Here is a 21,425-nt window from a genome sequence, read left to right as displayed (position 1 = left end):
CTACTCACATGAAACTCAAAACGGCCCTTCTGGGCGCAGTTGCAACAGCCGCCTTCGCGCCGATGGCCCTGGCCGACGCGCATGAAGGCGAGCGTGGACGCGACGGCGAGGTCAAGATCATCTATTGGCAAGCACCCTCGATCCTGAACCCGTTCCTGTCCGGCGGCACCAAGGACGTGGAATCCGCGTCGCTGATCGTCGAGCCGCTTGCGCGCTACAATCCGCAGGGCGAGTTGATCCCCTGGCTGGTCGATGAAGTCCCCACGGTCGCCAATGGCGGCGTGTCCGAAGACCTCAAATCAATCACGTGGAAGATCACCGAAGGTATTCTATGGTCGGATGGCACACCATTCACCTCGGCTGATGTGAAATTCACCTATGAATACTGCACGGATCCTGAATCAGGCTGCGCGCAAGTGACGAAATTCGAAGGCGTATCATCAGTGGAAACTCCTGATGACCTGACGGTTGTGGTGAATTTCGAAAACGAAACGCCCTTCCCTTACGGCCCCTTCGTCGGCGGTGAAAGCCCGATCATTCAGGCCGCGCAATTCGCCGATTGCATGGGCGCACGCGCACCCGAATGCACCGACCAGAACTTTGGCCCCATCGGCACCGGTCCTTTCGTGGTGACAGATTTCCGCACCAACGACGTGATCCAGCTGGAAGCGAACGAAAACTACCGCGACCCAAGCAAGCCGGCCTTCGCGACAGTGACGTTCAAGGGTGGTGGCGATGCGACAGCAGCCGGTCGCGCTGTGATGGAAACCGGCGAATTCGACTATGCCTGGAACCTACAACTGGCCCCCGATGTGATCGCGTCGATGGAAGCAGGCGGGCTGGGTACACCGGTCGCGGGCTTCGGCCCACTGGTCGAACGGATCATGCTCAATAATACCAACCCTGATCCGGCGCTTGGACCAGACGAACGCGCTGTCATCCGTCCACACCCGTTTCTCGGCGAACCAGCGGTATACCAAGCCATGTCCATGGCTATCGACCGTCCGCTGCTGGTCGAGGTCGGCTATGGCCAGGCCGGTAAAGTGACCTGCAACTGGGTGCCCGCGCCAGAGGCCGTGAACTCTGACACCTTCACCTGCGACACGCAGGACATCGACGGGGCCAACGCGCTTCTGGACGAGGCCGGGTTCACCGATACCGATGGTGACGGCGTCCGCGAAGTAAACGGTGTTCCGATGAGGATCCTCTACCAGACCTCCACAAATGCCGTCCGTCAGGACTTTCAGGCACTGATCAAGGAATGGTGGTCCGAAATCGGGATTGAAGCCGAATTGCGCAATGTCGACTCGTCCGTGTTCTTCGGCGGCGATCCAGGCTCTCCGGATACGTTCCAGAAGTTCTACGCCGACGTCGAGATGTATGCCAACACGTTCAACGGGACCGATCCACAATCCTATCTGGGCAATGGTCTGTGCGACAAGGCACCATCACCGGCAACCCAATGGCAGGGTGAGAACATCAGCCGCTTCTGTGACGAAGAGTATGATGAACTGCACGCAGCGCTGACACAGACGGCCGACGCCGATGAGCGGGCAGCGATCGCGCGTCAGCTCAATGACATCATCGTCAGCCGCGGCGGGATGATCCCGCTGGTGCACCGTGGTCGTCTGTCGGCCCACGCCAACAGCCTTGGCGGTGTGGATCTGAACGTCTGGGACAGTGAGCTGTGGAATGCAGCCGACTGGTACCGTACAGGCGATAACCGTTAAAGCCTCGCGCAGCCCCGGACCGCGATCCGGGGCTGGGCCCCTCTAAAGCTATCAACCAAGGCGCCCCATGCTGACATTCACAATCCGCAGATTGCTTTTGTCGATCCCGACGCTTTTGTTCATCGCTTTTGTCATCTTCATGCTGCTCGAACTCGCCCCCGGCGATCCGATGGGGCAGATGCCACTCACCATCCCCGACGAGGTCAAACAACGGATGCGTGAAGCGCTGGGACTGGGCGAGCCATGGTATACCCGCTTCGCTCTCTGGCTCTACCAGTTCTTCGTGGTCGAGCCGCAATACTGGATCGACAATGCCTTTGGCACCAACTTCGCCGATGGCAAACAGCGGATCATCAGCTTCCAGTCCCGCGCGCCGGTCTTCGACATTATCGCCCAGCGGATGCCGCAGACGCTTTGGGTGGTCGGCATGTCCTATATCGTCGGTATCCTGATCGCGCTGCCCATCGGGATCATCTCGGCCTACAAGCAATATTCGGTCTTCGACCAATCGGGCACGTTCATCACGATGATCGGCTTCTCGATCCCGCCTTTTTTCACCGGGCCGCTGCTGATCGTGATCTTCGCGGTGCAACTCGATTGGTTGCCGTCGATCTACGATACAACCCACGTCGTCCGCGATTGGGAGACCTTCAAATTCCAGATCTGGCAAATGGTCCTGCCCGTCATGGTGCTGGCCCTGCAGACCACCGCACAGATCGCCCGATACATGCGCGCCTCCATGCTTGACAACCTCGGGCAGGATTACGTGCGTACCGCCCGCGCCAAGGGCCTGTCGGAAAGCATCGTGGTCATGAAACACGTCCTGCGCAATTCGATGATTCCCGTCGTGACCGTCATCGCGCTTGGCATCCCGTCCATCTTCGGCGGCGCGATCATCACCGAACAGGTCTTCAAGGTGAACGGTCTCGGCCAGCTTCTGATCCTTGCGCTGCAAGGTGCAGATATCCCGATGGTCATGACCATCACCTTTCTCCTCGCCGTCCTGATCGTCCTGATGAACCTGATCGCCGACATCCTCTACGGCGTCCTTGACCCACGGATCCGCTATGACTGAGATCACACCCGGCGCTGACCTGCTTCCCGAAGACGCACCCGCCCCGGTGTCGCGCAGCCAATGGTGGGATGTGTGGGATCAATTCAAAACCCATAAGGGCGCGGTGCTTGGCCTCGGATTTCTCGTATTCATCACTCTCTTCGCGGCTGTCGGCCCGGTCATCTGGGACGTCGACCCCGGTAAACTCGACATCCGCAACAAAGATGTCCGACCGCTTTATGTCGCGCTCTGGGACGGCGACGCCAAGGTCAGCTGGACGCGCCCCATGGGCACCGATCATCTGGGTCGCGATATCATGGCCAACATCATGCAAGGCGGGCGGATCAGCCTCGCCGTTGGATGGACGGCGATGATCCTTGCGATCCTGATCGGCACGACGATCGGCGTCGTCGCAGGCTATTTCCGCCGCCTCGATGGGCTGCTCATGCGGTTCACCGACCTCGTTCTGGCCCTGCCCCTACTGCCGCTGCTACTCGTGATGATGCTCCTCTTCCGGGACCCGCTGCGTGCCGCTTTCGGCCCCGAAAACGGAATCTTCATCCTGATCGTCACAGGCATCGGAATCACATCCTGGATGCAAACCGCCCGCATCGTGCGCGGCGACGTCATGGCGCTGAAAGAGCGTGAATTCGTCCTCGCCGCGCGGTCCATCGGCACACCCGCACGGCGGATGATCACGCGGCACCTCCTGCCCAACGTACTGTCGCCCATCATGGTGTCCGCCACACTGGGGCTCGCCACAGCGATCATCACCGAAAGCGCGCTGTCCTTCCTCGGCCTCGGCTTCCCGTCCGACTTCCCCACCTGGGGGAAAATCCTGTTCGACAGCGTCGACCGTATGGTCGCCTTTCCCGAACGGGTGCTTTTCCCCGGCCTCGCGATCTCGCTGACCGTGCTGTCAGTGAACTATATCGGCGACGGCCTGCGTGACGCGCTCGACCCAAGAATCAGGGGTCTATGAAGTTCGTCACTCCATCGACTTGCGAATGCGCTGCACCATCATCCATACACCCAGCAGCACAATCGGGGTCGCCACGGCGGCCATGAACGCCTTGGACAGTCCAAAGCTCTCTTCCAAAGGCCCCACCAGATAAAGCACCAGGTTCACGGCGTAATAGCTGATCGCAACCACGGACAGCCCTTCGACAGTGCGCTGCAACCGCAACTGCAAATCGGCCCGCTTATCCATGCTGGTCAGCAATTCCTGGTTCTGCGCCGAGCGTTCCACATCCACCCGTGTCCGTAGCAAATCACCAGCGCGTAGCGCCCGGTCCGACATCGCCTTGAGCCGCCCTTCGGTCGATTTCACCGTCCGCATTGCCGGATCGAACCGGCGCATCATGAATTCGCGAAAGGTTTGACGCCCGCCGAAACGCTCTTCGCGCAAGACCTCGACCCGCTGGTTCACGATCGTCTCGTAAGCCCCTGTCGCGCCGAAACGAAATGACGATTGCGCAATGATATTCTCCAACTCGGCCGAGACCTCCAGCAGCGATTGCAGTACCACCGCAGGTTCGCTGATCGGGCCGCACATATCGCCCAAAAGCCGGGTCAGCGTCGCGTCGATCCCGGCCATTTGTGGGCCCAGCGACCGGGCACGAGACAGACCCAGCATCGACATCGCCTTGTATGTTTCGATCTCGCATAACCGCTGCACCACACGTCCGACCCGGCGTTTGCCGGTCTGCGGGCGCGCGAAAACGGCAAAGCGCATGTGCCCCGCCGGATCGATCCTGAAATCGCCCGCGACCACCAGATCATCCTCGAGCACCCGCGAAATGGCCAGGCTTTCAGGCACGAACCAATCGTTCACTTTCTCGATGATACCATCGTCGCCCTCGGCCACTTCGATGCGGATCAAGGCAGAGGTCACGCGCGTTCCCGGCGCATCTGCCAGCCAGTCTTCGGGAAAGATCGCAAAGGTCGCGGCATCGAACGGGTTCTGCGCGACGCCTTCGCCGAATATCGTATAGGTCACGAACTCTGTATGGCTTTCCCATTTCAGAAAGTGTTTGCCAATCTGGCCATAATAATGGGTCGCATCGGATTGCGGATGTGGTGCCGCGAACCGGTCCAACAACGCAACCAAATGCGCGCGATCGGCCGCCCGATCCCGTCCGGCAGCGTTTTGCGCAGGCTTGATCGCCAGATAGGCGGCGCGGCTGGGGGCAAGCACCGGCGGAAACGGCCGCGCGTGCAGTTCATTGGCCATCGCATAGCGAAGCGGGTGATCTTCAATCGGTGGCATTGCCTGCGCCTTTCACGCTGATCTTTCAACGCAAACTAGCGGGCTTTACCAGCCTGTAAACAAAAAACCGTTCTTTTATAAATGGTTAGCGGCGCACAAATGTATACTGTGCGCCGCCGCGGTTCAGATTACCACGACATCCAGCGGCGGAAAGCCGTTGAAACAGACCGACGAATAGGTCGATGTGTAGGCCCCGGTATTGCGGATCAAAACCCGGTCACCAGCCCTTAGTGTTTGGGGCAACAGGACAGGGCGTTTTTCATATAGAACGTCTGCACTGTCGCAGCTTGGCCCGGCCAAGATACATGCGCCCATCGGATCGCCATCGCGCGCCGTGTCAAACTGATAACGGATCGCCTCGCCCTCGGTCTCGGCCAGACCCGAGAAGCGACCGATATCCAGATAGACCCAGCGATGCATGTCACGGTCCGACTTGCGGCTGACCAGCAGGACTTCGGCCACGATCACACCAGCCTCGGCCACCATGCCACGCCCCGGCTCCGCCATGATGCGGGGCACGTCGGGGAAACGGGCCTCGACCATCTCCATCACTTTGGCGGCGTAAAGGGTCGGCGTGTCTATCGGCTCACCGTGAAAGGCCGGGAAGCCGCCACCGATATTCAACATGGTCAGGTCGTGGCCGGCATCAATCGCGGCCTGCCAGATACCGGCCATCACGTCCAGCGTCGGCACCCACATCTCGGCATGGCGGGTCTGAGAGCCGACATGGAACGAAAAACCGACTGGGTTCAGCCCCAGCGCCTTCGCCATATCCAGCAAGCGCAGCGCCATATCGCGATCACAACCGAACTTGCGCGACAAAGGCCAGTCACCGGGTGACGTTTCGACCACCAAGCGGATATAAACCGATGCACCGGGCGCATTCTCCGCAATCTTCTCAAGCTCCTCCGCCGCATCCGCCGCGAACAGGGTGATCCCCTGATCCCGGGCCCATGCAATATCGGACGCGCGCTTGATCGTGTTGCCAAACGAAACCTCTGACGGGTCGGCGCCTTCTTCGAGGCACAGGGCGATTTCAGCCCGCGACGCAGCATCGAAATGCGATCCCAGATCGACCAGACGCGCGATGATCTGACGCGCCGGATTGGCCTTCACCGCATAGTGGATATCAGCGCGGCCCAGCCCGGCGTGCAAGGCACGATATTGCGTTTCGACACGATCGAGGTCCATCACCAGCGTTGGTTTGTCAAAGCGACGAGTGGCCACGTAAGCATCAAGACGAGAGGTGGATGCGACAGCGAAAAGCGCCGCGTCGGGCGCGAAGTGTACAGTCATGGGTCATCTCCTGCAGACCCGGCCATAACGGATTTTCACCGCCTCAGACCGCTCAGTTCCAAAAGAGACGTTACCGTCGCTACGTAAACACGTGTGATGACTGTCACCGGCCAGAGGCGCGTGCGTTGGCGTCTTGTGAGGGCGCATTTGGGGCAAGTGCGGATTCGTTGCAAGAGGGAAAATGCACGGCCGCATATTTTCATACCAGCCACAACCCGGTTGCATATCAAAGCGCCTAGAACCGCAGATCAAACCCGTAAAGGTGAAACGACATCACGGCCCAGACCAACATCAAAGCAGACAAAAGCAACGCCAACCGCCCCACATGGGCAAACCACGACCGTCCGGCCTGCAAGGACATCAGGAAATGCGCGACTGCTGCCAGTGACAATCCAACCGCCGCAACCGGGGTCAGCACCCGCAAGCCATTCATCAGCCAATCCAAATCACCACCCAACAAGGCCGGATCAGATGACGCGATCGCGCCAAACGCAACCCATCCCAACACTGCCAGCACGACGCCCCAGCCGAACAGCCCCGTTGCGCGGTAGACTGTTAGATGACCACCCTGCAACGCAAATGGCACGCCCATCCGGCCGCGGACAATCCGACGCACGGGCCACAACACGGCCTGCAACAGAATGACGAAAAGCGCAGCCCCCAAAACCGGTGCCAAAACAGCAGCGTTCCGGCCAGGCGGGGCCGGGATCAGCTCCATAAAGGGCGAGAAGATATCCGTGCTCAGCCGCACCACCTCACCATCCACCACCTCTGCCGCCACAGTGCTGCTGGAATAGCGATCCTGCCAAATGAACGGCACTACCTCCACCCAATCGGGGGCACCGATCCCCAGCCCATACAGCACCGGAAACGACAGTTCGCCCTCCTCGGTCACACCAACATTGGCCTGACCCAAAAACCCCAAAAGACTGAGAAAATTCGTAAACGACGCGCGCGTGCCATAATAACTCCCCGCGACCAATTCCGCATGCGCCCGCGCCGTCTCGGCGTCAACACCCGGCACGACATCCTGCGGACCACGCGGCGGCAGATAGCGGTCGGCAAACCCTTCCAGCAGCAGATGCCGGATCGCGAGGCGCTCGGCCCCCACCCCGCTGCTATTCATCGAGATATAAAGCCCGACACCCGCATCAGGAAAAATCGTCAGATCACTATGAAACCCCTGCGTATCACCACCATGGCCAATCCCGCGATGGCCATTCACCCGTTTCTCATAGAACCCCAGCGCCATGCGGTTGAGCCCCTCAATGCCCGGCGCGCGGTAGTCCTGCATCATCCGCGCGGTCTCAGGGCGCAAAAGACCCGCACCATCATTCAGTTGCGCAACCATAAATCGCCCGATATCCGCACCGCTTGCGGTCAGAGCCCCCGCTGGCGCCGCCCCGAACATCTCAAAACCCAGCGCCGGACCGCCCGCCTCGTTATAGCGCTGCGACATCTGATCGGCCAATTCATCGGGCAATGGCTGCGCGAATGTGGACCGGTCCATCCCGAGCGGCGCGAAAATATTCTCGGCCACATAAGCGTCAAAAGATTGCCCGCTGACCCGCTCAACCACATATCCAGCGAGGCTGGTGGCATAATTCGAATAGGCGGTGGTGCTGCCGGGGGCAAAGACACGCGCGGGCAAGGCTTGCTTCACGTAATCCTCCAGCGGCATCGGGTCGGTCACGAACAAATACCGCAAAGCCTCTTCGAACCCCGCCGTATGCGTCATCACCTGACGCATCGTGATCGGCTGGCCGTCAAACGGGGGGATCTCAAAATCCAGATAGGTGTTGATATCCGCATCCAGATCAATCGCACCGCGCTCCACCTGCTGCATCACCGCCGTCCAGACAAACAGTTTCGAGATCGACCCCGGTCGGAACAAGGTCCGCTCAGGGTCGACGGCAGTGCCCGCATCCCAATCGGACAGGCCATATCCGCGCTGAAACACCACGCCAGATCGGTCAACGACGACAACGACAGCGCCCGCGATCTTGGCCTGCCTGATGGCATGCGGCACAAAGCCATCCACCCACGCCGCCACATCGTCAATAGGCAGCGTCACATCATCCTGCTGGGCAAACACCGCGTGAAACGACAGCAGCCAAAGCCCCGCCACAAGACCAAACATCCGAACCAAACGGGGCATCAGGCACCTCCACTCTGTGTGCCCAACATATGCACTGCCCACACGAAACCAAGTCGTCATGGCCATCCGCTGCCCACGCAGCTACACCCCCACCATGACCCGCGTAATCCTGTTCAACAAACCCTTCGGCGTCCTGTCGCAATTCACCGATGCGCGCAGCCCGACACCGCGCCCCACCTTGTCGACACATATCGATCTGGACCGGGTCTATCCGGCAGGACGGCTGGATCGGGACAGCGAAGGGCTGCTGGTTCTGACCGATGACGGCAAACTCCAGGCCAAGATCGCGGACCCGAAAAATAAGCTGGGAAAAACCTACCTGGTGCAGGTAGAAGGCGCGCCCAGCGACACCGACCTGCAACCGCTCCGCGACGGGATCACACTGAAAGACGGGCCGACCCGACCCGCCAAGGCCCGGCTCATCGACCCGCCTGATTTATGGGAGCGCGATCCACCGGTCCGATTCCGCAAATCCGTACCGGACAGATGGGTCGAGATCACGATCAGCGAAGGGCGTAACCGGCAGGTAAGACGCATGACAGCGCATATCGGCTTTCCCACGCTGCGCTTGGTGCGCTGGCGGGTCGGCTCATGGACATTGGACGGAATTGCACCCGGCAACTGGAGAGAGGCGTGACAACGCAACCATAGGCGCGAATGCCAGCCCCCTAGGATTTCAGATAGCTATAAATCTCATCCTTCAGCTTCATCCGCGCCTTGCGCAGCTGTTGCATATGCGTGTCAGAGGTCGGCTCTACATCCGTTTCCGCACGGTGCACGGCGCGGTTCAGCGCATGGTATTCGTCGGACATGCGCGCAAAATGCCCGTCAGTCTCTCGAAGAGAATGCATCCGTTCGATCTGGTCGGGAAATTCTTCGGCCAGTTCATGTGGGGTATGTGTCATGGCTCAATTCCTTTTCTTGGGTCAGGATCGGCGGCTTTTGGGGTGAAGCGACGCGGACAGAATGTGATCGGAATGGGTCACCGCATGGTTCGCCTGCATCACGATCTTTGGATCGGGGGCCTTCGCAATGGCGGGGTCTTTGTCGGGATAGTCGCACTGGGCCAGGAAATGCCGCATACAGTTCAGCCGGGCACGCTTTTTGTCGTTTGACCGCACAACCGTCCAAGGCGCATCAGCGGTATCGGTGTAAAAGAACATCGCCTCTTTTGCCTCGGTATAGTCCTCCCATTTATCAAGGCTTGCCTGATCGATGGGCGACAGTTTCCAACGCTTCAGCGGATCGGTCTCGCGCGATTTGAACCGGGCGCGCTGTTCTTCCTGCGTGACCGAAAACCAATATTTAAAAAGCCGGATCCCGCTACGTGTCAGCATGCGTTCGAATTCTGGTGTCTGCCGCATGAATTCGAGATATTCGGACGGTTCACAGAAACTCATGACCCGTTCGACGCCCGCACGGTTATACCACGATCGGTCATACAGGACGATCTCGCCATGTGTCGGTAAATGCTTGACGTAACGTTGAAAAAACCACTGACCGCGTTCTTTGTCGGTGGGTTTGTTCAACGCAACGACGCGGGCACTGCGCGGGTTAAGGTGTTCGGTAAAGCGCTTGATCGTGCCCCCCTTCCCGGCGGCATCGCGGCCCTCGAACAACATCACGATCCGCTGGTTGGTTTCCTGCACCCAATGCTGCACCTTGAGCAGCTCGACCTGAAGCGCGGCCTTTTCATGCTCGTACTCCGCCCGGGCGAGCTTTTTGGCATAGGGATACTCGCCAGTTTCGAACCCGGTGATCTCTGCCGCGGACTCTGCTACATCGGATGTGGGCTTTGATGACTCCATACGATCTCTCCTTGTTGTCGCTTTATTTTAGCAACGAACACAGGACGCATCCTTGATGCGGATCAACGAGGACATCTTTGACGGTGATATCGCCCAATAGCTGGTCTTGGCGACAGGTTTTTTGCGGTCGTGTCATCGCCGGATACCGCATCGTTGACCAGACAGATGACCGGTGGCCCAAAACAAGATGGCCGCGTCTTGCAAGACGCGGCCATACGTTTTCATCGGTCAGATGCTGTTATTCCAAGCCCATCACCTGCTTGACCCGGTCCAGAACCGGTTGCAGCAGTTCGGGATTGTCACGTGCCGAATTGATCGCTGTGGTCAGCGTTGTCTTTTGCAGGTCCGGGATATCCGCACCTTCGACAAGTTCGATGACACGATCGGCGTCAAAACCATCGACGGTCAGCAACTCGCTCGCCCCTGTCATCAGGTCATCGCCCGCATCGGCAGCCGCATCCGCGGCCTGATCGGTGCTTGCGGCCGCGGCATCCGCAGCTTCGTCAAGCGCGTCGGTCGCCTCGTCGATCGCAGCAGCGGCATCGTCTGTCGCTTCGTCAACGGCGGCCGCAGCATCGTCTGTGGCTTCGTCAACCGCTATAGCCGCATCATCAGTCGCTTCATCGACGGCAGCCGCGGCATCGTCTGCTGCTTCCTCTGCCGGTGCGTCATCCGATGGCGCCTCTTCTTCGGCTGTTGCATCCTCCGTCGCCTCTGCCGTATCGGGCGCCGCGGCATCGCCGGTCAGCACACCCACGGCTTCACCCAGGCTACGCCCTTCGACGGCGTATTGGTATCCAAAAAACCCCAACACAGCCAACACAACCAGAATTAAGATTGCCCTCATCGGTCTGATCCTTCCAAAAAGAACGATATCGGCCCCCACACGGGCCTCGGGTCGGATATGTCAGAAGCGCAGGGAAAGGTGAAGCGCAGTACGGCGGAGAATTGGCCGAAAACCGCACCTTTTGCGGTTGAAGACGCTACACACGACGTCTAATTTACACGCTACACACATGAAACGACTCAAGGATCAGACCCATAGGACGTAGACCCCACAACGCGCCACCGCAGCGCGATACCGGCCCCCGCATCAATGAAAACATTCGCGCCAGCGAAATCCGCCTGATCGGGGCCGATGGAGAAAACGTCGGAGTGGTCAGCCCGGACCGCGCCATGAACATGGCAGACGACGCAGGCCTGGACCTCGTCGAAATCTCGCCCAACGCCAATCCGCCGGTCTGCAAGATCATGGATTACGGCAAGTTCAAGTACGAAACGCAAAAGAAAGAGGCCGAAGCGCGGAAAAAGCAGAAGACCATCGAAATCAAAGAGGTCAAGTTCCGCCCGAATACCGACAATCACGATTATGATGTGAAGATGCGAAACGTGTTCAAATTTCTTGAAAACGGCGACAAGGTAAAGATCACCTTGCGGTTCCGTGGCCGGGAAATGGCGCACCAGGAGCTGGGGCGGCAACTGCTAGAGCGAGTGGCAGAGGACACCAAAGAAACGGGCCGCGTCGAAAACTTCCCAAAAATGGAAGGTCGGCAAATGGTCATGTTGATCGGGCCTTTGCCAAAATAACGAATTTTTCGCACAAGTTTCGAAAGAAAAGCCCGCGCAATGCGGGCTTTTCCGTTTTCGATCACTGCAATAGCGGCGTGATATTTCGCACGGCAGCGCGCCTGTTCTGCCGCTCTGCCTCCAGCGTCGCGACCTTCAGATTGCTTTCGCCATAGCCCTGGGTAATCAGGTTTTCCGGCGGAACCCTGAAATACTCGGTCAATGCCAGCGCAACCGTCTCTGCCCGACGATCCGACAGGGCCAGATTATAGCCCGCATCGCCTACGGCATCCGTATGACCTTCGATCAGGAACACCTGACCGGGATCCTCGGCGATGATGTCCGAAATCGTATTGCCAAGATCGACCAGTTCTTCGGCCTGGCTTGGGTCTATCGCAGCCGAACCGGTGGCGAACGTCACCGTATCAAGCTCGACCTCGGGGGCGAGTTCCCGGACTTCACGGATGGTGCGGACCTGCCGCAACGAGTAAGAGCGGTCAAATCGGGCATTCTGGTTCGCCAGCAAGACCTGGCGCAATGTGTCCACATCGTCGGACATGCTGACCGACGGCGCGCTTGGCCGCTCGGGCAATGTCGCGACATCCACAGGCTCCGCCGCTTGTGTGTCATCGAACAGGATCACCTGGCTACCGTCCTCGAACACGCGCTTGCGCTGCATCACACGGCCATCGGCGCCGCGAATGGTCACGATCCGCGTATTATCCGCACGGGTGACAACCGTCAGGGTCGAGCCGTCGTCGAATGTTTGCGTCTGCACCTGCGATCCGGGCTGGCGCAACAGAACATCGTCATCCTTCAGCACGACCAAATCACCGTTGCGTTCGACAACGACACGGTCGCCCGAGTTCGAAACGACCTCATCGCCGTTGTCCAGAACCGAGCCGACAACGACCGCACCAAGCCCCAGCAACAGGGCTTGCTGGAAATCGGTCAGACCTTCATCGTCATCATCGTCGGTAACAGCTTCAGCCGCCTGTTGGCCGGTCACATCGGTATCAAAGTCCTGATTGCTGGTGCGGACATCCTCTTCAGTGACCGTTTCAGCTTCGGCGTCGGCCAAGGCATCGATGTCCACATCGGCGGCCGCCGGTGGTACCTCGGGCTCGGCCTCCTGAGCGGCGACGTCGGTTTCATCGTTGGCTGTCGCCGTTTCGTCCGTCGCGGCCTCGGCCTCGGCCTCGGCATCGGCGTCGGTATCCACATCAACGGCAACCTCCGCATCAGCCTCGGGCGTCACGGTTTCTTCGGTGGCCAAATCGGTTTGGGTGTCGGTAGCGTTTTCATTCACGACAGGCGTGTCCGCGATCTGTGCGGCATCATCACCCTCTGGCAGGGCCGGGTCGGTGGCCCCTTCCGCCGCTTCTGTTTCAGCGGCCTCTTCGTTGTCGGCAGATGCTTCGGCATTGATGTCGGCCTCGGACGCGACTTCGCTGTCGACATCAGACGTCGCAACCTCCTGGGTCGATGCATCCGCTTCCGCTTCGACCTCGGCATCCGCCGTCACGGCTTCTTCCGTGTCCGGCGCCACCTCTTCCGGCGTCGCGGCCAGATTTTCCTCGACAGTTGCCGCCGCATCGTCTGTCGCTTCGGTCAGGCTCTCGGCACCTTCAGTGACTTGCTCTTCGACGACTTCAGCGCCCTCGGCAACTTCATCTGTCGCCTGCTCCACAACCTCACCGGCATCGGTTTCCACCTGGGCCGTGATCGCCGCATTCAGCGCGTCTTGATCAGCGATGATCAGATCGTCGGGCCCGCGGCAGGGAAACGTCGCATCCAGTGCTTCCGGATCGATGATGTCACCAAAGACACCCTCTTCGGTCAGACCGGCGCAGGCTGCGATATCGGTTGCCTCGGTCGTCTCTTGTGCCCAAAGCGGGTTGGCGACCAGCGCCAGGCTCATCACCAGCGACGTGGTGCTTTTCAGATGTTTCTTTTCCATATCGTCCTCACGAGTCTTTCATGCCATTCGTCGGCATCACGGAAAAACCCGCCAGAACAGAGACGGTTCCCTCCCATATCGGCGCGGCAACGTAAACGCGCTGATATCAGATGTCTGCCCGCGGCTTTGGACGGCTCGGGATTTCCTTGAGAAGACCACCAACGCCCATCCCCGCGAAATCGGTGGGGGTCAGATCGATCCCGCAAATCACTCGCTCCATCACCCAATCAGCGCCATTCAATGCGGGCGCTCGGGCGCAGCCCGGAAGACCTATGACAGGTTTGCCCTTCAAAGTCCCTAAAAACAACAAGTTTCCAGGATCGACAGGCATGCCGAACTGCACCAATCCTCCGCCAGCGGCTATCAGTCCGGTTGGCCCCACATCCCCGACATCCGATGTGGCCGACGCGGTGAGAATGAACAGGACTTCACCCGGTGCGCGGGCCAACGCCGCTGCGATGTCGGCGGCACCGTGCCCCACACTGACCGGATCGGTCAGCACCACCCCAAGACGCGACAACCGCGTTTGCAGCGCGTCCCGCCCTTTCAACGGTTTTGCACCCGGCGAAACCGTCTCGATCAATGTCGCGCTTCGAAAAACCGGCAGCGCCTGTCCAATCGCACCTATGGCAATGTCCGCGGCACGTACGACATCCGCTTCGGGCACCGCGTAGGCGATAATTTTGACGGTCGCCAGCATCGTCCCGACCTCGACGCGCGTATGCTGGGCAAGCGTGGCCACGGTAATCATCGGGTTGACCGCGTTGAAGGCATGCAAGGCTGCGACATCCAGCGCGATCACACCGGGCCGCGTGGCGTAAACGTTTACGCGCCCAGTCGCGGCCCTGGTCACACGCAAATCACCATTGTCAGCGGTCAGGGACGCGGCCAAGCGGGTAGCTGCGTCATCCTCGCCGATATCGCCCGCCTCAAGCCGCGCGACGATCACGTTCCGACGCCCCGCCGCGCGCAAAAGCGCGATGTCGTCCGCGTTTAGGCAAAGGCCCTTGCGCAAACGCCCGTCCGGCAACGGCACCGAATGCGCCAGGATGCAACCAGCAGCGTCCGCAACTGGAACCGGCCCGAACTTCATGCCCCTTGCCGCAAGGCTTGCGTGACCTCCGCCATCACACTCACCGCGATCTCGGCGGGTTGGCGACCACCCAGATCAAGGCCGACCGGGGCATGAATGCGCGCGATTTCTTCCGCCGAAAACCCTGCCTCTTGCAGGCGGGCCACCCGCTTGGCATGGGTGCGGGTCGAGCCGAGACAGCCCAGATAAAAGATATCAGACCGCAGTACTGCCATGATCGCGGGATCGTCCAGTTTCGGATCATGGGTTAGGGTCACCACCGCCGTTCGCGCGTCCGGCGTCAATGCGGCCATGGCGGCATCGGGCCAATCCTCGATGATCGTTTCTCCGGGAAACCGTTCAGCCGATCCAAAGGCGGCGCGGGGATCGATGATCACCGGCGCATAACCACAGGCCCGCGCCATAGGCACGAGAGCCTGAGCGATGTGAACGGCGCCCACGATGATCATGCGCAGCGGCGGATTATGGATGGCGACGAAGGTGCGACCGTCCTCTTCAATGCCGGACCGATCCAGACGAAAGCGGTCGGGATACTCCGTCGTCCCGGACAGGTGTGGTGGGCCACCTTGCAAATCGGCAACGTATGCAACGGGCCGCGTGGCTGCACGTGCAGCCACCAGGTTTTCCAGCACTGACACAGGCAACGCCGTGCCCGCAGGCTCGACCAGCACCTTGATCTCTCCCCCGCAGGCAAGGCCTACTGCAAAAGCCTCATCATCGCTGACACCGAATTCCAGCACCCGGGATTTGCCGTCTTCCAGCGCCTCGATCGCCTCGACGATCACAGCGCCTTCGACACAACCGCCCGACACCGACCCTTCCATCGCACCATCGGCATCAATGACCAGTTGGGACCCGACCGCCCGCGGTGCCGACCCCCATGTTTCAACGACCGTCGCGATGGCCACCCGGCGCCCGGCGCGATGCCAATCCAGGGCCAGCCTGGGCATGTCGGTGATGTCTGTCATGGCAGGTCGACGATCCTTGTCAGAAAGCAGTTGTTGCGGGCCGAACGTACATCAACATACGCCACCTCATCGCGTTCGAAAAGCTGGGCGGCATAGCGCGCGATGTCGGCCTTTCGGGTGATCTGCCCCGTGCCGTAGACGATGCGATCGGTCGCGTCATAGGCCTTCACCAGATAGTCCGGTGAGTTCTCGAGGATCGGCGGTACATCCCCGCCCTGATGTGGCGTGCATTCATCCGCACAAAAGAATACCGGCCCCGTCTCGGCGTAGGGGTGCAAATCCGCAAAAGGCCGTGCGGCGCAAACCAGCATATCGGCCCCTTCCGGCACATTCCTGAGACAGGCGCGGCAGGGTGTTCCGACACCGGAGGACACTGCGCGTTCCGCCGGATGGCCATAGGCATCGGGCCCGCCTGCGCGCAGGTTGGCAACTTCGGCGGCGTCGTAGGGCAAATAGGTCAAAGTCATCATTCTCTCCTTGATCGATGACCTTGGGCTAGCAAAGCGACCTTGGGGCAAACGACCCGAAAGCTGCGCATCCGTGGGATGGGTTGAAACCCATCTTACGCCAACATCGCCATCAACCGCGCCTTCTGCCCGGCATCCTCCGGTCGGGCCAGGGCCTCTGCCAGGCCTTCGAGGGATGCAATGTTGTGCCCCGCGCGAAAGCTCGAACAGTGGGGCAGCATCTGCATGATCCCCCGCGCTTTCGGCGCGAAACCTTCCCATCGTAATAAGGGGTTAAGCCAGATCAGCTGGCGCGCGGTCAGCCCTAACCGCTCCATCTCGCGCCCCAGATCGGCATCCGGGTCACGGTCGAGCCCGTCGGTGATCAGCAGCACGACAGCCCCCTGCCCCATCACCCGCCGGGACCAGTCACGGTTGAAGTCATGCAGGCACGCCGCGATCCGCGTGCCGCCTTCCCAATCCTGCGCTTCGGCCCCTGCCGCCGCGAGCGCGGCATCCACATCGCGCGTGCGCAGGTGGCGGGTGATGTTGGTCAGACGGGTGCCGAAGGTAAAGGCATGTACCTGCGCCCAGCCCTGCCCCTCGCGGTTGGCCACGCTGTGCAGGAAATGCAAAACAGCGCGTGAATAATGCGACATCGACCCGGAAATATCACAAAGGACCACAAGATTGGGATATCGTACGCGCCGTCGTTTCGTCACGAAATCGGTCACCTCACCACCCCGGCGCATCGCCTTGCGCATGGTCCCTTGCCAATCGGGCAAATGGCCGGGCAACGCTTGTGTTCGTCGGCTTTGGATCGGCGGCACCGGCAGGCGCAACCGCGCCAGCATCCGCTTGGCCGCCGCCATTTCGGCCCCGCTCATCTGTTCGAAATCAAGGCTGCGCAGTCGTTCCCCGGTCGAGATCGTGTGCGAAGCGTCGATGGAAGTCGCGACCTCTTCCCCGGCCTCTTCCGGCCGGGGCAGATCCCGTTCCTGCCCGTCAAGCAACGCCTCGGCGGCGCGTTTCTCAGCCGCTTGTGCGCGCCGTTCTTCCTGCACACCCCGCACCATGGGGGTCATGAACGACATCATCTGTTCCAGATAACGCGGATCACGCCAGTAAAGCCGAAACAGCTGGGCAAAAACCTGTCGTTCTTCGGGTTTCGACACGAAACAGGCATGCAGCGTCCAGTAGAAATCCGCACGTTCGGTAAAGCCTGCTGCTTCGACAGCGCGGATCGCCTCGACGACCCGCCCCGGTCCGATCGGCAAACCTGCCTTGCGCAAGGCGCGCGCGAAATGGGTGATGTTCCGGGCAAGTTTCGGATCGTCCGGCAGCTCCAGTTCGGCAAGCTCAGCCATATAGGCAACGCCGGACCGGGGATTTCACATCCCCGGACCCCTGTGAGGTATTTTTGAACAAAAGAAGGATCATGCTGTGGCGATGTCGGCTTTGGCTTCGTCCAGGATGCGTTTGGCCTCGGACCCTTCGAGTTTCTGTATGTCGTCCTGATACTTGAGGATCGCGCCGAGTGTGTCGGCGATGACCTCGGGCGAGAGGTTGATGACGTCAAGCGCGAGCAGGCATTTGGCCCAGTCGATCGTTTCGGCCACGCCGGGTTTCTTGAACAGGTCTTCGGTGCGTAATTTCTGGACGAAGGCCACGACTTCCTGTGAAAGCGCCATCGCGGCCTCGGGCGCCCGGGCCTGCAGGATTTCGATTTCGCGGTCGAAATCGGGGTAGTCGACCCAGTGGTAGAGACACCGGCGTTTGAGCGCGTCATGCACCTCGCGCGTGCGATTTGAGGTGAGGATGACGATAGGCGGCTCCGGGGCCTTGACGGTGCCCAGTTCGGGGATTGTAACCTGGAAATCTGACAATGCTTCCAGCAAGAAGGCCTCGAACGGCGCATCGGTGCGATCCAGTTCGTCGATCAGCAAAACAGGCGCGCCACCCTCTTGCGGGCGCATGGCCTGCAAGAGCGGACGTTCGATCAGGTAGTCTTCGGCAAAAAGCTCGGTCTTGAGAGCATCGCGGTCCGCCCCGCCCGCCGCCTCGGCCGCGCGGATGGCGATCATCTGCTCGGCGAAATTCCATTCGTAGACAGCCGATGCGGCGTCGAGACCTTCATAACATTGTAGCCGGATCAGGCGGCGGCCCAAAGCTGCTGCGATGGCTTTGGCGATTTCGGTCTTTCCCGTGCCGGCCTCGCCTTCCAGAAACAGCGGACGGCCCAGTTTGAGCGAGAGAAATACCACCGTCGCCAGCGCCCGCCCACAGACATAGTTTTCGTCGGCCAGCGCCGTTTGCACGTTGTCGATCGATTTCATCGCCATGCCTCCCGTTTCCGCATAGCTGCATTCCGCCTTGTCCGCGTCAACCCATCCATTGCCCCCGCCCGACCAAAGTCATACCTTCATATCAATAGCGGAGGACCCGAGCGATGAACGAAGCGACACCTATCAAAGCCACCGGCTTCGGCCCCGATCTCGGCCCGTTCGACTGGGCAGATCCGCTACGGCTAGAAGACCAGTTGACCGAAGACGAACGGATGCTGCGGGATGCGGCACATACTTTTGCGCAAGGCACGTTGCAGCCCAAGGTCACCGATGCCTATCGCGAGGAAACGGTCGATCCGGACATTTTCAAGGCGATGGGCGATGCCGGTCTGTTGGGGATCACGATCCCCGAGGAATATGGCGGGTTGGGTGCTGGCTATGTCACCTACGGCCTTGTCGCGCGCGAGATCGAGCGGGTCGATAGCGGCTATCGGTCGATGATGTCGGTGCAATCGTCATTGGTGATGTATCCGATCCATGCCTACGGGTCGGACGCCCAGCGTGCAAAGTACCTGCCGGGTCTGGCATCGGGCGATCTGATCGGCTGTTTCGGGTTGACAGAACCGGATGCGGGTAGCGACCCGGCGGGGATGAAAACCACCGCAAAGAAGACTGATGGCGGCTACGTTCTCAACGGTGCGAAGATGTGGATCAGCAACGCGCCCATCGCCGATGTGTTTGTCGTCTGGGCGAAATCCGACGCGCATGATGGCAAGATCCGGGGGTTCGTGCTGGACAAGGGGATGAAGGGCCTCAGCGCGCTGAAGATCGGTGGCAAGCTGTCCCTTCGTGCCTCGGTCACCGGCGAAATTGTCATGGATGATGTGGCGGTCGGCGAAGACGCATTGCTACCGGGCGTTCAGGGCCTGAAAGGGCCTTTCGGTTGCCTGAATCGGGCACGATACGGGATCGCCTGGGGTGTCATGGGCGCGGCTGAGGCGTGCTGGCACGCCGCCCGACAATATGGGCTGGATCGCAAGCAATTCGGGCGACCGCTTGCGCAAATGCAGCTTTTCCAGAAAAAACTTGCGGATATGCAGACCGAGATTGCCATCGGTACGCAAAGTGCGCTGCAACTGGGTCGGCTGATGGAAAACGACACAGCAGCACCGGAAATGATCAGCCTGATGAAGCGCAATAACTGTGGCAAGGCGCTGGATATCGCGCGCGCCGCGCGGGACATGCATGGCGGCAACGGAATCAGCGAGGAGTTCCAGATCATGCGCCACATGGTGAATCTCGAGACGGTGAACACCTACGAAGGCACGCATGACGTGCACGCACTTATTCTTGGACGTGCACAAACCGGACTACAGGCGTTCTTTTAGTACAGTTTCCGTCCAGTCAGGGCTTTATAATCCCGCATTTCTGCCGCAATGCATGCGTAAAGGATAGTGACGAGGTGACGTTCACCTCTGGCGGAGCGCTGCATGCAAGACCCACAACTGAACATCGACACGGATCTGGTCGATCTGGACCTGAATGCCTGGCTTGGGCAGATCGACGATGTGGGCGATGACCTGGGATTCTTCGAACAACTCGGACAGCATCATTTCGCATGCTTTCTGGAAGCCGGGAACAACCTGCTGGTCACCTTCGAAAACACGGAAACCGTGCGGCAGCACAATACCGATGCAGAACCGCGCGGCTTTGGCTACGCCCGTCAGGATGGCTGGTCACATCTGGCACTTTTGTCGACTGGCGAAAGCTGGTTTCGCGACCCGGCATTGTTCGACTTTTTCGACCGATTGACGGATGACGGATTCTTTGAAGATTTCGAAAACATCCTGTTTCATGGCGCGCATGGTGGCGGTTATGCGGCGGCGGCCTATTCCGTGGCGGCCCCCGGTGCGACTGTTGTGGCGATCCGCCCGCAAGCGACGCTGAATGCGCAAATCACCGGCTGGGATCCGCGCTATATTGCCGAAAGACGGCGCGATTTCTCGAGCCGTTATGGCTATGCGCCCGACATGATCGACGCCGCCGATCGTGTCTTTGTTGCCTATGACCCGACCCAATCGCTCGATGCGATACATGCGATGCTGTTCAGACGGCCGAATGTGACGATGCTGCCCTGCCCGCTTTTGGGGGCGCAGCTCGATCATGCTTTCGATCGGCTGGGTATCCATGACCTGCTGATCAAACTTGCGATGGAACGCAAACTCGACCGCAAACGCTTTGGCCAACTCCTGCGCGCGCGGCGCTACGATCCGACCTACGCCAAATCGCTGGTAACGCAGCTGTTGCGGACCAACCACAAAGGTCTCGCCCGGATTGTTTGCCAATACATGCTGAACCGGCGGCAGGACGCTTTCTTCGAAAAGACGCTGCTGCGACTGGACGGAAAGCGCGCAGCTTAGTCAGCGCTGCCGTTGCGTTCGTCCACTGCCTTCTTGCCCGCCTCGAACAGGCGGGTGCCGAAATACCCCAGAATACCGCCCAAGATTACCCAGAATGGCGTACCGCTGTTCAAAAACGCCGCTGCTACTCCGGCGATCAGCATGGCGATCATGAATGCGATCAGCCGTTTTTCAACGGACTCAACCGGAATATGGCCTTCCATCGCTTTCACGATCGGCGCACCCACAGGGCCTTCCAGTTGCGGTGTCAAAAAGCCTGCGATTACAGCAATGATGAAGCCAAGCATCGATCTCTCCGGCAATATTTTCCGTTCCGTGACCTCTATATCGAGGGCCTGCACGCCCTGCGCAAGGGGTATGACAGGGCCACTG

Annotated in this window: 20 protein-coding genes; 7 read left to right on the top strand and 13 right to left on the bottom strand. The window is 60.0% G+C overall.

From position 1 onward, the window contains the following. Positions 1-8 precede the first annotated feature (8 nt). The 3 genes from V8J85_RS01780 to V8J85_RS01770 all read left to right on the top strand — a co-directional run bounded on the left by V8J85_RS01780 (position 9) and on the right by V8J85_RS01770 (position 3,766). Positions 9-1,730 carry a peptide ABC transporter substrate-binding protein gene (locus tag V8J85_RS01780; RefSeq protein WP_339951624.1) on the top strand — a complete coding sequence of 574 codons (1,722 nt, stop codon included), beginning with the start codon at positions 9-11 and terminating at the stop codon, positions 1,728-1,730. A 67-nt stretch (positions 1,731-1,797) separates the two neighbouring features. Further along, the gene (locus V8J85_RS01775) at positions 1,798-2,805 is read left to right on the top strand and encodes an ABC transporter permease (RefSeq protein WP_339951621.1); all 1,008 of its coding nucleotides are present in this window, start codon (positions 1,798-1,800) and stop codon (positions 2,803-2,805) included. Next, on the top strand, positions 2,798-3,766 hold the full coding sequence (locus tag V8J85_RS01770) for an ABC transporter permease (protein WP_339951619.1): 969 nt from the start codon (positions 2,798-2,800) through the stop codon (positions 3,764-3,766). The genes V8J85_RS01775 and V8J85_RS01770 overlap by 8 nt, the downstream gene beginning before the upstream one ends. 6 nt (positions 3,767-3,772) lie before the next feature. On the opposite strand, the gene V8J85_RS01765 is transcribed toward V8J85_RS01770, so the two are convergent. The 3 genes from V8J85_RS01765 to V8J85_RS01755 form a co-directional block, all read right to left on the bottom strand. After that, the gene (locus tag V8J85_RS01765; protein ID WP_339951617.1) at positions 3,773-5,053 is read right to left on the bottom strand and encodes a DUF3422 family protein; all 1,281 of its coding nucleotides are present in this window, start codon (positions 5,051-5,053) and stop codon (positions 3,773-3,775) included. 123 nt (positions 5,054-5,176) lie between these two features. Continuing rightward, the gene (locus V8J85_RS01760) at positions 5,177-6,349 is read right to left on the bottom strand and encodes a type III PLP-dependent enzyme (protein ID WP_339951615.1); all 1,173 of its coding nucleotides are present in this window, start codon (positions 6,347-6,349) and stop codon (positions 5,177-5,179) included. Between the two features lie 235 nt (positions 6,350-6,584). Then, positions 6,585-8,507 (bottom strand): serine hydrolase domain-containing protein, encoded by a 1,923-nt coding sequence (locus V8J85_RS01755; protein ID WP_339951613.1) that lies wholly within the window; start codon positions 8,505-8,507, stop codon positions 6,585-6,587. Positions 8,508-8,601: 94 nt separating this feature from the next. Between V8J85_RS01755 and V8J85_RS01750 the strand changes: the two genes are divergently transcribed. Continuing rightward, positions 8,602-9,144 (top strand): pseudouridine synthase, encoded by a 543-nt coding sequence (locus V8J85_RS01750; RefSeq protein ID WP_339951611.1) that lies wholly within the window; start codon positions 8,602-8,604, stop codon positions 9,142-9,144. Positions 9,145-9,175: 31 nt separating this feature from the next. Here the strand turns inward: V8J85_RS01750 and V8J85_RS01745 are convergent, their stop codons facing one another. From V8J85_RS01745 to V8J85_RS01735, 3 genes are all read right to left on the bottom strand, one after another. After that, positions 9,176-9,412, bottom strand: coding sequence for a YdcH family protein (locus V8J85_RS01745; protein ID WP_339951609.1), 237 nt, complete (start codon positions 9,410-9,412; stop codon positions 9,176-9,178). A gap of 21 nt (positions 9,413-9,433) precedes the next feature. Beyond that, entirely contained in the window at positions 9,434-10,315 is an 882-nt protein-coding gene (gene ppk2, locus V8J85_RS01740; protein WP_339951607.1) for a polyphosphate kinase 2, read from the bottom strand. A gap of 238 nt (positions 10,316-10,553) precedes the next feature. Next, a complete protein-coding gene (locus V8J85_RS01735; RefSeq protein ID WP_339951605.1) occupies positions 10,554-11,162 on the bottom strand; it encodes a hypothetical protein in 609 nt (202 codons plus the stop codon). A gap of 185 nt (positions 11,163-11,347) precedes the next feature. Between V8J85_RS01735 and infC the strand changes: the two genes are divergently transcribed. Next, the gene (gene infC / locus V8J85_RS01730; protein ID WP_339953050.1) at positions 11,348-11,902 is read left to right on the top strand and encodes a translation initiation factor IF-3; all 555 of its coding nucleotides are present in this window, start codon (positions 11,348-11,350) and stop codon (positions 11,900-11,902) included. 61 nt (positions 11,903-11,963) lie between these two features. Here infC and V8J85_RS01725 read toward each other — a convergent pair whose 3' ends face one another. From V8J85_RS01725 to V8J85_RS01700, 6 genes are all read right to left on the bottom strand, one after another. Beyond that, positions 11,964-13,841 carry an OmpA family protein gene (locus V8J85_RS01725; RefSeq protein WP_339951603.1) on the bottom strand — a complete coding sequence of 626 codons (1,878 nt, stop codon included), beginning with the start codon at positions 13,839-13,841 and terminating at the stop codon, positions 11,964-11,966. Positions 13,842-13,947: 106 nt separating this feature from the next. Further along, positions 13,948-14,934: a molybdopterin-binding protein gene (locus V8J85_RS01720; protein ID WP_339951601.1), complete on the bottom strand. Its 987-nt coding sequence runs from the start codon at positions 14,932-14,934 to the stop codon at positions 13,948-13,950. Continuing rightward, a complete protein-coding gene (locus V8J85_RS01715; RefSeq protein ID WP_339951599.1) occupies positions 14,931-15,902 on the bottom strand; it encodes an XdhC family protein in 972 nt (323 codons plus the stop codon). The genes V8J85_RS01720 and V8J85_RS01715 overlap by 4 nt, the downstream gene beginning before the upstream one ends. Then, positions 15,899-16,372, bottom strand: a complete 474-nt coding sequence (locus V8J85_RS01710; RefSeq protein WP_339951597.1) for a DUF1203 domain-containing protein — start codon at positions 16,370-16,372, stop codon at positions 15,899-15,901. Before V8J85_RS01710 ends, V8J85_RS01715 begins: the two co-directional genes overlap by 4 nt. Before the next feature lie 92 nt (positions 16,373-16,464). Next, positions 16,465-17,715, bottom strand: coding sequence for a vWA domain-containing protein (locus tag V8J85_RS01705; protein WP_339951595.1), 1,251 nt, complete (start codon positions 17,713-17,715; stop codon positions 16,465-16,467). A gap of 69 nt (positions 17,716-17,784) precedes the next feature. Beyond that, complete coding sequence (locus V8J85_RS01700; RefSeq protein WP_339951593.1) at positions 17,785-18,690, bottom strand: AAA family ATPase; 906 nt, start codon at positions 18,688-18,690, stop codon at positions 17,785-17,787. A gap of 107 nt (positions 18,691-18,797) precedes the next feature. On the opposite strand from V8J85_RS01700, the gene V8J85_RS01695 reads away from it, so the two are divergent. Both V8J85_RS01695 and V8J85_RS01690 read left to right on the top strand, forming a co-directional pair. After that, complete coding sequence (locus V8J85_RS01695; protein WP_339951591.1) at positions 18,798-20,021, top strand: acyl-CoA dehydrogenase; 1,224 nt, start codon at positions 18,798-18,800, stop codon at positions 20,019-20,021. Between the two features lie 102 nt (positions 20,022-20,123). Further along, the gene (locus V8J85_RS01690; RefSeq protein WP_339951589.1) at positions 20,124-21,053 is read left to right on the top strand and encodes a hypothetical protein; all 930 of its coding nucleotides are present in this window, start codon (positions 20,124-20,126) and stop codon (positions 21,051-21,053) included. Here the strand turns inward: V8J85_RS01690 and V8J85_RS01685 are convergent. Further along, entirely contained in the window at positions 21,050-21,394 is a 345-nt protein-coding gene (locus V8J85_RS01685; RefSeq protein WP_339951587.1) for a hypothetical protein, read from the bottom strand. The genes V8J85_RS01690 and V8J85_RS01685 overlap by 4 nt on opposite strands. Positions 21,395-21,425: the final 31 nt, after the last annotated feature.

This window comes from Yoonia sp. 2307UL14-13 (assembly GCF_037572755.1).
GTDB lineage: Bacteria > Pseudomonadota > Alphaproteobacteria > Rhodobacterales > Rhodobacteraceae > Yoonia.
The sequence above is the reverse complement of the archived record's forward strand: the minus strand, read 5'-3'. Positions and strand labels throughout refer to the sequence as shown.